The organism is Alteromonas aquimaris (assembly GCF_026183695.1).
Lineage (GTDB): Bacteria > Pseudomonadota > Gammaproteobacteria > Enterobacterales > Alteromonadaceae > Alteromonas > Alteromonas aquimaris.
In genome coordinates, this window is the sequence record NZ_JAPFRD010000009.1 from 18143 (window position 1) to 33008 (window position 14866).

At 44.3% G+C, this 14866-nt stretch carries 12 protein-coding genes; 1 reads left to right on the forward strand and 11 read right to left on the reverse strand.

All coding sequences use genetic code 11. The annotated features are described in order from the left end of the window. Window positions 1-136: 136 nt before the first annotated feature. Window positions 137-622 (reverse strand): leucine-responsive transcriptional regulator Lrp, encoded by a 486-nt coding sequence (gene lrp / locus OPS25_RS06285; protein ID WP_265616794.1) that lies wholly within the window; start codon window positions 620-622, stop codon window positions 137-139. A gap of 130 nt (window positions 623-752) precedes the next feature. On the opposite strand from lrp, the gene ald reads away from it, so the two are divergent. Then, window positions 753-1880: an alanine dehydrogenase gene (gene ald / locus OPS25_RS06290; RefSeq protein WP_265616795.1), complete on the forward strand. Its 1128-nt coding sequence runs from the start codon at window positions 753-755 to the stop codon at window positions 1878-1880. A gap of 42 nt (window positions 1881-1922) precedes the next feature. On the opposite strand, the gene pyrF is transcribed toward ald, so the two are convergent. The 10 genes from pyrF to gyrA form a co-directional block, all read right to left on the reverse strand. Further along, on the reverse strand, window positions 1923-2621 hold the full coding sequence (pyrF, locus tag OPS25_RS06295; RefSeq protein ID WP_265616796.1) for an orotidine-5'-phosphate decarboxylase: 699 nt from the start codon (window positions 2619-2621) through the stop codon (window positions 1923-1925). Window positions 2622-2624: 3 nt separating this feature from the next. Further along, entirely contained in the window at window positions 2625-3794 is a 1170-nt protein-coding gene (gene lapB / locus OPS25_RS06300) for a lipopolysaccharide assembly protein LapB (RefSeq protein WP_265616797.1), read from the reverse strand. 1 nt (window position 3795) lies between these two features. Then, window positions 3796-3996 carry a LapA family protein gene (locus tag OPS25_RS06305; RefSeq protein ID WP_265616798.1) on the reverse strand — a complete coding sequence of 67 codons (201 nt, stop codon included), beginning with the start codon at window positions 3994-3996 and terminating at the stop codon, window positions 3796-3798. A gap of 171 nt (window positions 3997-4167) precedes the next feature. After that, window positions 4168-6537, reverse strand: coding sequence for a PilZ domain-containing protein (locus OPS25_RS06310; RefSeq protein ID WP_265616799.1), 2370 nt, complete (start codon window positions 6535-6537; stop codon window positions 4168-4170). Between the two features lie 243 nt (window positions 6538-6780). Beyond that, window positions 6781-7068, reverse strand: a complete 288-nt coding sequence (ihfB, locus tag OPS25_RS06315) for an integration host factor subunit beta (protein ID WP_265616800.1) — start codon at window positions 7066-7068, stop codon at window positions 6781-6783. A gap of 76 nt (window positions 7069-7144) precedes the next feature. Continuing rightward, window positions 7145-8815 carry a 30S ribosomal protein S1 gene (gene rpsA, locus OPS25_RS06320; RefSeq protein ID WP_265617092.1) on the reverse strand — a complete coding sequence of 557 codons (1671 nt, stop codon included), beginning with the start codon at window positions 8813-8815 and terminating at the stop codon, window positions 7145-7147. 121 nt (window positions 8816-8936) lie between these two features. Beyond that, the gene (cmk, locus tag OPS25_RS06325; RefSeq protein ID WP_265616801.1) at window positions 8937-9608 is read right to left on the reverse strand and encodes a (d)CMP kinase; all 672 of its coding nucleotides are present in this window, start codon (window positions 9606-9608) and stop codon (window positions 8937-8939) included. A gap of 101 nt (window positions 9609-9709) precedes the next feature. Beyond that, entirely contained in the window at window positions 9710-10999 is a 1290-nt protein-coding gene (gene aroA, locus OPS25_RS06330) for a 3-phosphoshikimate 1-carboxyvinyltransferase (RefSeq protein ID WP_265616802.1), read from the reverse strand. After that, window positions 10999-12084 (reverse strand): 3-phosphoserine/phosphohydroxythreonine transaminase, encoded by a 1086-nt coding sequence (gene serC, locus OPS25_RS06335; protein ID WP_265616803.1) that lies wholly within the window; start codon window positions 12082-12084, stop codon window positions 10999-11001. The genes aroA and serC overlap by 1 nt, the downstream gene beginning before the upstream one ends. Before the next feature lie 91 nt (window positions 12085-12175). Further along, window positions 12176-14863, reverse strand: coding sequence for a DNA topoisomerase (ATP-hydrolyzing) subunit A (gene gyrA, locus OPS25_RS06340; RefSeq protein WP_265616804.1), 2688 nt, complete (start codon window positions 14861-14863; stop codon window positions 12176-12178). Window positions 14864-14866 lie beyond the last annotated feature (3 nt).

Here is a 14866-nt window from a genome sequence, read left to right on the forward strand (position 1 = left end):
GCTATTTCCACTCTTAACCGATACTGAATCAGGCGTAATGTTAGTTGTTATAATATCTATATTAGCTATTGCTGAAGACTACCACATCCCCTAAAGCTTACCTACTTTTTACTTTTAAGAAAATTCCTCAGCGCATTTACTTAATTTGTATGCGTAATGCTGAGGTACTTTTAACTTCTTCCATTACGACGTACGTGCGTGATTCACTCACCCCTGGCAACCTGAGTAAGGTATCTCCAAGCAGGCGACGATAGCTCGACATATCAGCGACTCTCGCCTTAAGTAGAAAATCAAAATTACCTGATACTAGGTGACATTCCTGAATATCGTCATGCTTTTGCACTGCCGCAGAAAATTCGGCAAAGATATCAACAGATGTTTTAGTCAGAGTTATTTCAACAAACACCAGCATTGCTGCGCCTAGTTTAACCGGGTCAACTTCGGCATGATACCCTTTAATATAACCTTGGGATTCAAGTCGCTTTACCCTTTCCAGACAAGGGCTTGGACTGAGCCCCACTTGTTTGGCAAGTTCCACATTGGAAATTCGACCATCTTTTTGCAGCACGACTAATATATTTCTATCGATTCTATCTAAGTGTTTTGGTGTTTTTACCAACATTACAATATGCTTTCCACTCCATCATTTACAGAATTTTACACTGCCTTTGCGCAACATTCAGCATACAACGCTTTTTTTATTTCAGTATACTGCGCACCAAATTTGTTCCCTACATTTGAAGGAAGCCGTTATGCTTATAGGTGTACCAAAAGAAATAAAAAATCACGAGTATCGGGTGGGCCTCACTCCTGCGGCCGTTAAAGAATTCGTTACTCACGGCCACAAAGTTGCCGTGCAGTCCACCGCTGGGGAAGCGATCGGCTTTTCTGATACCATGTATCGTGAAGCGGGTGCCCAAATTATTGACAGTGCGGAAAAAATCTTTGCTGAAGCAGAAATGATCGTTAAGGTTAAGGAGCCTCAGCCGAACGAGTGTAAGCAGTTGAGTAAAGGCCAGACCCTGTATACCTACCTTCACCTGGCTCCAGATCCTATTCAAACAGAACTTTTAGTCGCTTCAGGCGCTACCTGTATTGCCTATGAAACAGTAACAGATGATCGTGGTGGCCTACCTCTGCTTGCACCTATGAGTGAGGTAGCTGGCCGTATGTCCGTTCAAGCAGGCGCCCATTATCTTGAAAAGGCTCACGGTGGCAGCGGTACGTTGCTTGGCGGGGTGCCGGGCGTTGCTTCAGGAAAAGTCGTCGTCATTGGCGGTGGAGTTGTGGGTATTAATGCCGCCAAAATGGCGCTTGGTCTAGGCGCAGATGTCACTATCCTGGATCGTTCGTTACCACGCTTGCGTCAGCTGGACGATATCTTTAATGGACACGTTAAGACCGTATTTTCAACAGTAGATGCGTTGGAATACTATTCGTCTAAGGCCGATCTCGTAGTGGGTGCAGTACTCATTCCTGGTGCGGCCGCTCCAAAGTTACTTAATCGCGACCATATTGCCGCTATGAAGCCAGGCAGTGTCGTGGTTGATGTTGCAATTGATCAGGGAGGATGTTTTGCCACATCAAAAGCAACCACGCACCAAGACCCGGTTTACATTGTCGATGACGTTGTTCATTACTGTGTAGCTAACATGCCAGGCGGCGTGGCGAGAACCTCCACTATGGCGCTTAACAATGCCACTCTTCCCTTCGGCCTGGCGTTAGCCAATAAAGGACCAAAACAAGCAATGCTTGCAGACCACCATTTACTCAATGGTTTGAATGTGCATGAAGGTAAGGTGACATATAAAGCAGTGGTTGATGCATTGGGTGACCAACTAAACCTAACCTATGTTGATGCAAAAGACGCGTTAAAATAACACGTTAAAATGATTGGAAAGCGCCTGACTAGGCGCTTTTTTTTAGGCAATATCTTTATTAACCTGCTTAAGCGTTTCTAGGGGGTGCCCAGACTGCGTAATGGGACGTCCCATAACCAGGTAACTGACACCACTTTTCATCGCCATCGCTGGCGTCATCACACGTTTTTGATCGCCCTTATCACTTCCGGCAGGTCTGATCCCCGGTGTAACCAGCAAAAAATCGGGGGCGAATTTATCACGCAATAATTTTGCTTCCTGTGCTGAACAGACTACGCCATCCAAGCCGGCCTGATTGGCTAACGTGGCGAGTTTAGTCACTTGCTCAGCAGGAGTTACTGCTGGAACGACCTGAGCAAGTTGCTCAGCATCCATACTGGTAAGCACTGTTACCGCAATAAGTTTTGTTTCTGGATGAGTGCTATCCGCAATAGCTTGTTTCGCTTTCTGCATCATTTCGAGACCGCCGGATGCGTGTACATTAACCATCCACACGCCTAGTTCAGCAGCAGCTTTGCATGCTTTTGCCACTGTATTGGGAATGTCATGAAATTTTAAATCCAGGAAAATATCGAACCCTTTGGCAATCAGCAGCTTTACGAAATCTGGGCCAAACAGAGTAAACATTTCCTTCCCGACTTTGAGCTTGCACTCGCTTGGGTCCAGTTGTGCTACCAGCGCCGTGGCCTCCTCTTTAGTGTCAAAATCGAGGGCGACAATAACTTTAGGATCTTGATTCAACGATTATTCTCCATCCAGACCTTTTATAGGCTTAACTGTATTCCACTTTTTACACGATGGGCATAGCCAGTAAAGTTTTCGCCCTGAAAATCCACAACTTTGACAGCGGTATTTAGGACGTTGAGATATCTGGTCTGCTACCAACTCTTTAAGCATTTTAAGACTGTCGGTGGAGGCAGAATCGCCCAAGTTATCAATATACAGGCCCATTAAGGTTTTGAATCCTTTCATGGTGGGCCTATCGCGTAATTGATTTAATAAATATTCTGCCGCTTGATTGGCATTCCCTTTCGACACCAATACATCGACCATTGCTAAATAAGATGTCGCACATTGTTGCCAATGCGCTTGTAATTGCTGTTCAAATGTATCCCAGTCGCCCGTTTCGGTGGCGATAGTCTCAAGTTTAGGTACCGCTTCACTAAACCAGTTGATATCTCTTTCAGCGACCTGTAACAAATAGCTTTGTGCTTCGCCGTAGCGCTTCTGTTGTAAAGCGAGATCGCCTAACATTAACCAGGGCCTGACTGCATGTTCATCGGCATTCACCGCCTTTTGCAGTAACGAAAGAGCCTGTCCCTGGTTATCGTCATTTATTTCACGCTGCGCTTGTTCACAGTAAAAGTGAGCAAGACGCTCACTCACATCATCGTTATCCCCGTGACACTCCACCATACGCTCTGCTAACTCGATCGCGCGGTCCCATTCTTTCGTAGTTTGGTAAATGCTGAACAGCTGTTGTTGGGCCACTAAATAATGTTTGTCACTATTTAACAACTGCAAAAATGCATTCTCTGCACGTTCAAGAAAACCTGCTTGCGTGTAATCCTTACCTAACTCTTTCAACGCATTTTCACGCTGACTCGGTGGTAATTCTTCCCGACTTACAAGATTTTGATGGACGAGGATAGCGCGATCAATTTCGCCTCGATGACGAAAAAAATTACCCATTGCGATATGGGTTTCAACCGTATCGCTATTCAGGTTTATCATTTTAATTAGGGTGTCGACGGCTTTATCCGGTTGGTCAGATAAAAGAAAATTAAGCCCTTTGTAATAATGTCGGGACAAAATACTTGATTGCTTACGCTGTGCCTGACGGACACTGTTTCGCCCCATCACCCATCCGTAACCGGCAGCAACTGGCAGCAAAAGAAACAGCAATTCGAGCATATCAGGCTTCTTTGGTTAACTTACGTATTTTTGCACGTGCCGCCATCAACTGGACACGCAAGGCCAACCAGCTTACCAGCATCATTAACAATCCAATTACAACGCCGAGAGCAACCGAAACGGCTATCAACGTAGACACGCGCATATCAGATTGTGCGATGAGGTAATTCACTGTAATCAGCGTTTCGTTTTGGGATCCCACAGCAAAGGCCAGAACCAATAAAACGAGAATCAATATAAGAGAAATTATTCCTTTCAATACAATAGTCTTAGTCGCGTTGCATTAAATCAAGCATAGCAAATTGAATTCTAAACTAACATGCAAAAATAGCTTTTTGACTTAAATTCTAGAATTTGGAGGGGGGAGATTAACCTAACTGGCCTGTTTTGCTATTTCTTTTGGCGATGAGCCTGAAGTGTTATTTTCTTTCTTGGCTGGCCGCAATGGCCGTAACTTAGCTTTTAACAACTCATTATGTAGGGTCGACTCATTGGTCAAGTAAATTACATGAGTATAAGCTGATTGCATATTGGCAAGTTTGTCGTACATTGTTTTATCAATTTTCGATAGTTGCGCTAAGCGTTTCTTAGTCAATGGCGTAGTAGCTTTACTGCAACGCACCGGCTCAATATGAGTTACGCATAACTCAACTTTATCCTGTTGCAGGTGGTTAGCGATATTTTGCCGCATGGTGCCATAGAGAAAATGCTTTTCGGAAATATACACTAGTTTACTATCATCTTTTCTCACACAATGAACGACTAACGCATCCGCTTTTTTACCTATCATTATCTGCTCTAGTAAAGCAGATTTAGGGCGCATGGTTTCTCTGTCTGCAAAAAAGCCATGCAATGGTACGACGTTTTGAAACCTTGAAAATGGATACAAGTCATCAGACTTTTCGCTTTGATAGACGGTTTTCAAGCGATCGAGAATGTGTCGATTTGATACACATAAAACACTGACTGATGGGTGATGGCGCATAGCGAGTTCCCAAATGAATCTATGCGTATTTCGTTGAGCCCTTGCAATATCCCGTTGGCGAAAAAATGCCAAATTCTGTTCTAATAAGGAATCAACCGACCCCTTCTTATTGAGTTCGGGGAGCTTAAGCCGCAAGATACCTCGTGTTTCATTATAATGCACTACCATGTATTTCTCGTTGCGCATTTTAAAGTCTGGTACGGATATTTTAATAGCATCGGTAAAGTTGGATGCTGCGACCTTTTCAACTAATTCAACCTGCATCCCACTAGCAGAGATATCTTTTACTTTAGCTTGGAATGAGGTGAGAAATCCGGTCTTAATGGAAGCTTCTTTTTCGATAACATAGCGATGTTCACTGCGTCGATCTAGGTCTTCCTCCATAACATAAGAAATAGACCATTTATTTTTATCAGCCACAAGTGCCTTAGGTATTGCTGGAAACTGGCACTTTTCACCAATAGTAAGTTCTTTAAGCGTGGGCGTAATGTCTTTACAAAAGACAATTGAAGTCATGACCGCCAAATCAGGAAAATCGGCTTTCGAGAGGTCGTGGATCTCAAACGCTTTACTTTTATCCTCTTCATCTACGCCAGCCAGCCGACAATGCATGCACGTCAACGTACCTGATTTCATCATCAAATATATTAGTGGGCTCATTTGCTCGCTTGCTACCAAATCTCGGTGTGTTGCGCAAATTTCGATTGGCCCCTTTTTTGTATTGACCGTCCCATTAAATAAGAATGCTTCACCAAATCGCTGCAGTTCTGCATAAAGCCTGTTAAACGAATTTTTGCCCGCAAGTTTATCCAGAAATACATACGCATTGTTTCGTTCAACATTAGATTTTGTGAATAAAGCTATAATGGGAATCGCCTGCTTTTTGTTAGCTTTAACAAAAACCGGCATCCAAGGGCTATTTTCTAAAATACGATCACGTTCCAAATCTTGCATAGCACGCTCAATTTCTAACTCGCGTTTAAGCGGTTGATGAAACGCTGCGGTATCGATGTATTTTTTTAGTTGATCAAATAAGCGCTTGTCCGTCTCTTCATTGAAATCAAACTGCAACTCGTAGTTGGAGGTATGTTGATTGAATTTTATAGAATCCAACTTACATTTAATTTTAATTTCTTTCGTCGTCAACCCCTGTACTTCAGGAAAATTAAAGGAAACCTCCTCTCCCTGACTCATTTTCGGCGGTCTTCTAACCTCGACAGCCATGGTTTTGTAACCCAATGAGGCAATGTTGCAATTTCGTCCATTTTGAAAATCGGCAGAGGATACCTGGAAGTTAGGAGTGATAGATATATCGTCCCCAAAGTCGATGTCATTCTGAGATTGTGACTCCACCGCGAAAGCATCAACAATTTTTTTATATTGTTCTTTCTTAATTTGCGTTTGATAAAATTCAGAGCTGGTGATGGACTCAAACACACCGACGGTATAACGGTTTTGATAAAGTCCGGACTCTTTTTTCAAAATCTGGGCGCCAATCTTATCCAGACACATATCAATACCGAAGTGCTTGAATTTAATGACAGGAAATTGTGCGAAAGATGAGTTATCCGCGGGCGCGTCGGTAAGAGAAGTAAGCCTGATAACTTCTTCTTTTATAATTTTCCGCACATTTGTAGGTAAACGCTGCGAGAATTTATTTAATCCTTCAAGCAACCTGTTTTCTTGCTCATAAGGTATGAGCGCCCGAATCAAATGTTGGAACTGTTTAATTACTTGCGTTTCATCACCGGCAGACATTCGACCACACCAGCCTCAAGACTATATTATTATTCGTTATTTAAGGCTTCTTCTTAAACAAAAGTACTGTGCAATTAACGTATCGCAAAGCGCCTTTCGTTACTACTAAGAGATATAAAGGTTATCGGCAGGTATCAATATTATATTAACGAAATGTTATTTTCGTTCAACCTTTAACCAAACATTAAGAATAGTGCCTAATTATTTAATGAAAGGCAATAAAAAAGCCGTAGAAACTACGGCTTAATGTGAGGATGCGTCAACACGTTCTCTTAATTCTTTACCAGGTTTGAAATGGGGGACGTACTTTCCATCCAACTTTACAGTTTCACCCGTTTTCGGATTTCGACCGACTCTAGGCGCCCGGTAATGAAGAGAAAAACTTCCAAAGCCACGAATCTCTATCCGTTCACCTTTTTGCAGGGTTTGCGCCATCTGCTCAAGCAACTCTTTGATAGCCGACTCCAACTCTTTAGCAGGAACATGGCGTGCCGAATCGGCTAGCCGCTCAATTAGTTCAGACTTAGTCATAGTAATCCCTATGTCAAAATTTAATCAAAACAGCTACCAATGAGAGGAGTGCCCAATCTGAACACCCCTGACCAAATTACTCGCCTTTAGCAGCCTTGAAAGCTTCAGCCATTGCATTTGCAAAACCAGCGTCATCTTGCTGATTTACTTTATCAATAGCGTCTTTCTCGTCTGCTTGATCCTTCGCTTTAACCGAAAGATTTACAGTGCGGTTTTTACGGTCAACACCCATGAATTTCGCTTCAATGCTGTCACCCACGTTCACTTCTTCAGAAGCATCTTCTACACGGTCACGTGACAAATCACCAACACGAATATAGCCGTCAACTTCTTCTGCTAAGTTAACAGTAACACCTTTAGCATCAACTGCGGTAACTGTACCAGTAACAATAGCACCTTTCTTGTTATCTGTCAGATACTTATTGAACGGATCTTCTTCAATTTGCTTAACGCCTAATGAAATACGCTCACGCTCTGGGTCGACTTGCAGAACAACAGCAGAGATTTCGTCGCCTTTCTTGTATTCACGAACGGCATCTTCACCTGTTTTGTTCCAGCTGATGTCAGATAAGTGAACCAAACCGTCGATACCGCCATCAAGACCGATGAAGATACCAAAGTCAGTGATCGACTTAATCTTACCAGAAACTTTGTCACCTTTTTCGTGTGACTTAGCAAACTCTTCCCAAGGGTTAGCAATGCATTGCTTAAGACCCAGTGAAATACGACGACGTTCTTCATCGATTTCAAGTACCATTACTTCTACAGTATCACCAAGATTAACCACTTTAGACGGGTGGATATTCTTGTTTGTCCAATCCATTTCAGAAACGTGAACCAGACCTTCCACACCATCTTCGATTTCAACGAAACAACCGTAGTCAGTAAGGTTGGTTACCTGACCTGAAATCTTAGTACCTTCAGGGTAACGCTGAGCAATTTCTTGCCATGGATCGTTGCCCATTTGCTTCATACCAAGAGATACACGTTGCTTATCTTTGTCGAACTTCAACACTTTTACGTTGATTTCGTCGCCAACGTTCACTATTTCACTTGGATGCTTAACACGCTTCCACGCCATATCGGTGATATGTAGAAGGCCATCTACGCCGCCCAAGTCAACGAATGCACCGTAATCAGTAAGATTCTTAACGATACCTTTAATCTCATGACCTTCTTCAAGGTTCGCTAATAAAGATTCGCGCTCAGCGCTGCTTTCTGCTTCAATCACTGCGCGGCGAGATACCACGACGTTATTACGTTTAGCATCTAGCTTGATAACTTTAAACTCAAGCTCTTTACCTTCAAGGTGAGTAGTATCACGAACAGGGCGTACATCTACTAATGAACCAGGCAAGAACGCGCGTACACTGTTAACTTCAACAGTGAAACCGCCTTTAACCTTGCCATTGATAACACCTTTAATTGTCTCTTTTTCTTCGTAGGCTTTTTCAAGCTCAACCCACGCTTCATGGCGCTTGGCTTTTTCACGAGAAAGAATAGTTTCACCGAAGCCATCTTCAACTGCGTCAAGCGCTACATCTACTTGATCGCCAATTTCAATTTCCAGCTCGCCTTCGGCATTTTTGAATTGATCCGCAGGGATCGCACTTTCTGATTTCAAGCCAGCATCAACAAGAACGATGTCTTTGTCGATTGAAACTACCGTACCTTTAACAATTGAACCTGGACGGGTTTCTAGTTCTAAAAGGCTTTCTTCAAAAAGTTGTGCAAAATTTTCAGTCATAAGGTTTAAATTTAATATAAAGTTGAGATCCATATGTCAATCCAGAGCACATGGGGTTATTAATACATATCGCAACATCCTATTGTCGCGACTTTAACCAATGATAATTAAAGGCTTCTTGTTACAATCGTGAAGTAATAATTTCCATTGCTTTTTCAAACACTTGATCGATATTCAAGTGCGTTGAATCTATCACTACAGCGTCTTCAGCCGGTACCAATGGTGCGATTGAACGATTAGCATCACGCTCATCACGAGCTTTGATATCGGTTAAAAGGCGCGCAATATTAACATCCATCCCTTTTGCTTTCAACTGGCTATATCGCCTCTCAGCTCTAGTTTCAGCACTTGCTGTCAGGAATAGTTTGACCGGTGCATCAGGAAATACCACAGTGCCCATATCGCGTCCATCCGCAACCAATCCTGGTGCCTGCTGAAACGCGCGCTGTCTTCTTAATAACGCTTCCCGTACGCGGGGTAAAGCTGCGATCTGCGACGCCACACTGCCGACTTGCTCTGTACGAATGTCGTCAGTAACATCTTCACCTTCTAATATGATGCGACTGGATTCACCGTTCGTTTCGAAACTAACATCTAAACCTGTGGCTAATGGCACAATTGATTCTTCGTCATTGCATGGTAAATCATGATGTAAGCTAGCTACGGCCAGAACGCGATAAATGGCTCCGCTGTCCAAAAAATGCCAGCCTAGTTGCTTTGCCAACAAACTGCTTAAAGTCCCCTTGCCTGCTCCGCTAGGGCCGTCAACCGTGACTATAGGTGTTGGATGCATACCTGCTCCAGATTTCAATAGTTAAAAAACGCGCGCAATTATACTCACAGATTGCTGTATATACCATGATTGTTTAAAAATGGTTGCCCTACGGCACTGCTTTAATGTTTACAAATTGTTGCTAAACGGGAGAAGTAGTCGGGAAACGTTTTGGCTGTGCAACCAGGGTCATTTATCGTTACGGGCTGTTCGTTCAACGCTAGCAGTGAAAAACACATGGCAATTCTATGGTCATGATAGGTGTCAATGGCGGCGTGTACGAAGTTTCCTAAAGGCCACACCTTGATATAGTCTCTCCCCTCTTCCACCTCTGCACCAATTTTCTTTAATTCCGTTGCCATTGCATGCAGGCGGTCAGTTTCTTTTACCCGCCAGTTATATATATTCCGGATCGTCGTGGGTGAATCTGCAAACAATGCAGTGGTGGCAATCGTCATGGCTGCATCAGGAATATGATTCAGGTCCATATCGATACCGGTAAGCGTTCCTCTCGTTACGCTTATCGACTCTTCCTGCCAATTCACCTTCGCGCCCATCTTTTCAAGGACATCCGCAAAACGGATATCACCCTGAACACTGTTACTGCCAATCCCGGTTACTGTAACTTTTCCCCCCTTGATAGCCGCAGCTGCAAGAAAATAGGAGGCTGATGAAGCGTCTCCCTCCACCATAAAGCGACCCGGTGAAACATAGGCTTGCCCTGCCTTTATAAAAAATTGCTGGTAATCACGGTTTATTACTTCAACACCAAACTGTTTCATTATATGCAGCGTGATGTCGATATAAGGTTTAGAAACGAGCTGGCCTTGAATATTGATTATGACATTACCTTTAAAGAGTGGCGCTGCCATTAGCAATGCAGTTAAAAACTGACTCGACACACTACCGTCGACAGATATTTCGCCACCACTGAGCGGCTTTCCGTGGACAAGCAAGGGAGGAAAGCCAGCTGTTTGGCGATATTGAATGTCTGCGCCGGCTTCCTGCAGGGCGTTGACTAAGTCACCGATTGGCCGCTCTTCCATCCGTGGCTCACCTGTCAGTTCTACGTTTACATCACTAGCGGCAAGCGCAGCGCACAGCGGCCGCATCGCCGTTCCTGCATTTCCTAGAAACAACGGTTTACTCGGCGAATGAGTGAAGGCGCCACCTAAACCTTCAACTCTACATTCAGTTTTATCCGAACTGAGTTGATAGCTTACGCCTAATAGCTTCAACGCATTTAACATATGGCGGATATCGTCACTGTCCAGCAGATTAGAGACGGTGGTGGTTCCCTTAGCCAATGCAGCCAGCAGCAGAGCCCGATTAGATAAGCTTTTTGAACCGGGTACATTAACCGTCCCTTCCACTTTTTTAATCGGATTAAGCGTTATAGCGTTTTGTTCCATTAGCCCTGTCTCCGTTCAAAGTCGCGCATAAACTCGACCAAACGTTTAACACCTTCTAGTGACATGGCGTTATATATACTCGCACGCATCCCCCCTACGAACCGATGTCCCTTAAGCGCTACGAGTCCTTGTTCTGCAGCCTGTGTAAGAAAGAGATCATCCAAAGAGGGATCGCTTAATTGAAAAGGGACATTCATTATTGACCGGCATTCAGGGTGAATTTGACTGCGATAAAAATCGGATTGATCTATCGCGTTGTATAAACAGGCAGCTTTGGCTTCATTATGTTTCGCGATTGCCGCTACACCGCCTTCATTGAGCAACCATTTGAAAACCAAGCCAGCCAGATACCAGGAAAATGTTGGCGGGGTATTATACATGGAGCGCGTGGTGGCCAATTCGTTGTAGTCAAATATAGAAGGAGTATATTTTTGCGCTCGCCCTAATAAGTCGTCTCTGACAATCACAACGCTCAAGCCTGATGGCCCGATATTTTTTTGCGCGCCAGCATAAATAACACCGTACCGGCTCACGTCAATAGGTTTGGATAGTATGCAGGATGACATGTCTGCGACTAAAGGTACTTCACCTGCTTGTGGTAACCAATCAAACGCCACACCATCGACAGTTTCGTTGGGACAAAAGTGTAGGTAGGCCGCATCTTGATCAATTTCCTCTGCAGAAGGTTGCTGCATGAAGTCCAGTCCGTCTTTCTGAGTAAGCTCTCCAATTACCTTTGGCTGGTTAAATTTGCCCGCTTCAGATACAGCACCCTTTGACCAGGAGCCGGAAACAAGATGGAGCGAGGTATCTTCAGGTTTGGACAAATTTAAGGGTACCGCAGCAAAATGTGCACGCCCACCGCCGTGGGTAAACAGGACATGGTAGTTATCTGGCACTTGCATGAGTTGGCGAAGATCGGTTTCAGCCTGTTCCGCAACGGCCATAAATTCATCTCCCCGATGACTCACCTCCATCACCGAGCAACCACTGTTTTGCCAATTTAATAACTCCTGCTGCGCTTGTCGCAATACAGCAGGCGGCAACATCGCCGGCCCCGCACTAAAATTGAATACTTGCGTCATTTGAAATATTAACCTCAAAAACAAAACAAGCGGCTCAGAGCCGCTTGTTTAAGACATGATAACAGTGTGTCAGCGTCCTGACATCACCGCACTACTCTTCTGTCGCGGGCTTATCGCTGGCTTCTACTGAAGCTTCTGAAGCATTTTCTTCGAGGGTATTTTCGTCTCCCTCAACGCTTTCTAATAATTCTTCATCCATCTCTTCGATGCGTTGAAGACCCACCACGTGTTCATTCTCTCCGGTACGAATTAAGCGAACCCCTTGTGTATTCCTTCCCACAATGGATACCTCGCTGACACGAGTTCTTACCAGTGTTCCTTGATCACTAATCAACATTATTTCATTGGTTTCGTCTACTTGAACAGCCCCAATTACTTTACCGTTGCGCTCAGAAACCTTGATAGAAACAACACCCTGTGTGGCACGACTTTTCGCTGGATAATCTGCGAGTGGTGTACGTTTTCCAAAGCCATTTTCTGTAGCCGTAAGAATGTCGCCTTCGCCTTGAGGGACAATTAACGACACGACTTTCTGACCCTCTTGCATACGAATCCCACGTACACCGGTGGCGGTACGACCCATTGGACGAAGGGCCAGAATTTCTTCACCAGTTTCAGGATCAATTTTCACTTCACCCGTTTCCGCGTCACGCGCTTTTTCGTTAAAGCGTACTACCTTACCAGCATCAGAAAACAGCATAATGTCATCACTACCGGTAGTAATCGCCACACCAATTAACTCATCACCTTCGTTAAGGTTGACGGCAATAATTCCGTTAGAGCGTGGACGTGAGTAAGAACTTAAGTCTGTTTTCTTAACCGTACCGTTAGCGGTTGCCATGAGAACATATTTACCTTCCTCAAATTCTTTGATGGGAAGAATAGCGGTTATTCTCTCGTCGGCCTCTAACGGCAATATGTTAACGATTGGTCGGCCACGTGCATTTCGCGACGCAAATGGGAGCTGATACACTTTTAACCAGTATAATCTACCCCGTGTCGAGAAACATAAGATATGATCGTGTGTATTAGCCACTAACAACCGTTCGATGAAATCTTCATCTTTCATTTTAGTTGCTGACTTACCTCGACCGCCGCGACGTTGTGCTTCATAGTCTGACAGTTTCTGGTATTTAACGTATCCTTCGCGCGAAAGCGTAACAACCACGTCTTCTTGCTCAATCAAATCTTCAATATCGATATCGTGCGTGGCAGCGGTAATTTCAGTGCGGCGTGCATCACCGTACTCGTCGCGCACTGCTTCCAGTTCTTCACGAATAACTTCCATTAAACGCTCTGGCGAACGAAGAATGTGAAGTAACTCAGCAATCTGTTCAAGCAACACTTTGTATTCATCAAGAATTTTTTCGTGTTCTAGACCTGTTAGCTTATGCAGGCGAAGATCTAGAATGGCTTGAGCTTGTTGCTCGGTTAAATGATATTTTCCTTCCCGGATCCCAAACTCAGGTAACAACCAATCTGGACGCGCAGCATCGTTCCCTGCCCGTTCAAGCATGTCCGCTACATCTCCAAGCTGCCATCCTTGTGCTACTAACGCCTGCTTAGCTTCCGCTGGGCTTGGCGAGGCTTTAATTAAATCAATAATTGGGTCGATGTTAGCAAGCGCAATTGCTAAACCTTCAAGAATGTGAGCACGGTCGCGAGCTTTACGTAGCTCAAACACCGTACGCCTGGTGACCACTTCACGACGGTGAAGGATAAAACATTCTAATGTTTCTTTAAGATTAAAGACTTTTGGTTGGCCATTGTCCAACGCCACCATATTGATACCGAATACCGTTTGTAACTGAGTATTCGCATATAAATGGTTCAATAGCACTTCGGCTGATTCGGAGCGTTTTACTTCGATAACGATACGCATACCGTCTTTATCTGACTCGTCGCGTAGAGCTGAGATACCCTCAATACGTTTTTCTTTGACCAGCTCTGCGATTTTTTCAATTAGGCGCGCTTTGTTGACCTGATACGGAATTTCATTGACCACAATGGTCTCTTTGCCATTGGTGTCAGTTTCTATTTCAGCTTTAGCTCTAAGGTATATTTTGCCCCGTCCTGTACGGTATGCGTCATCAATGCCCTTACGGCCACTGATCATTGCAGCGGTGGGAAAATCAGGTCCAGGAATGTGTTCCATCAAGCCATCAATACTGATGTCTGGGTCTTCAATTAGTGCTACACAGCCATTGATCACTTCAGATAAATTGTGTGGCGGTATATTAGTCGCCATACCTACGGCAATACCGGAAGATCCGTTAACCAGTAAGTTGGGGACCCGCGTAGGTAACACCTCTGGAATTTGTTCTGTACCATCATAATTAGGTACAAAATCAACGGTTTCTTTATCTAAGTCGGCAAGGAGTTCGTGCGCAATTTTCGCCATCCGAACTTCGGTGTAACGCATCGCAGCAGCTGAATCGCCATCTACCGAACCAAAGTTACCTTGGCCATCAACCAGCATGTAACGCAATGAGAAAGGCTGCGCCATACGTACGATAGTGTCATAGACGGCTGAATCGCCGTGAGGGTGGTATTTACCGATAACGTCCCCTACAACACGGGCTGATTTTTTATATGGCTTATTGAAATCATTTTTAAGCTCATTCATCGCGAAAAGAACGCGGCGGTGAACAGGCTTCAAACCATCTCTAACGTCAGGCAAAGCACGCCCGACAATTACGCTCATTGCGTAATCAAGGTAAGAGTTTTTTAACTCTTCCTCTATATTAATGGGAAGGATTTCTTTCGCGTCATCACTCATAAA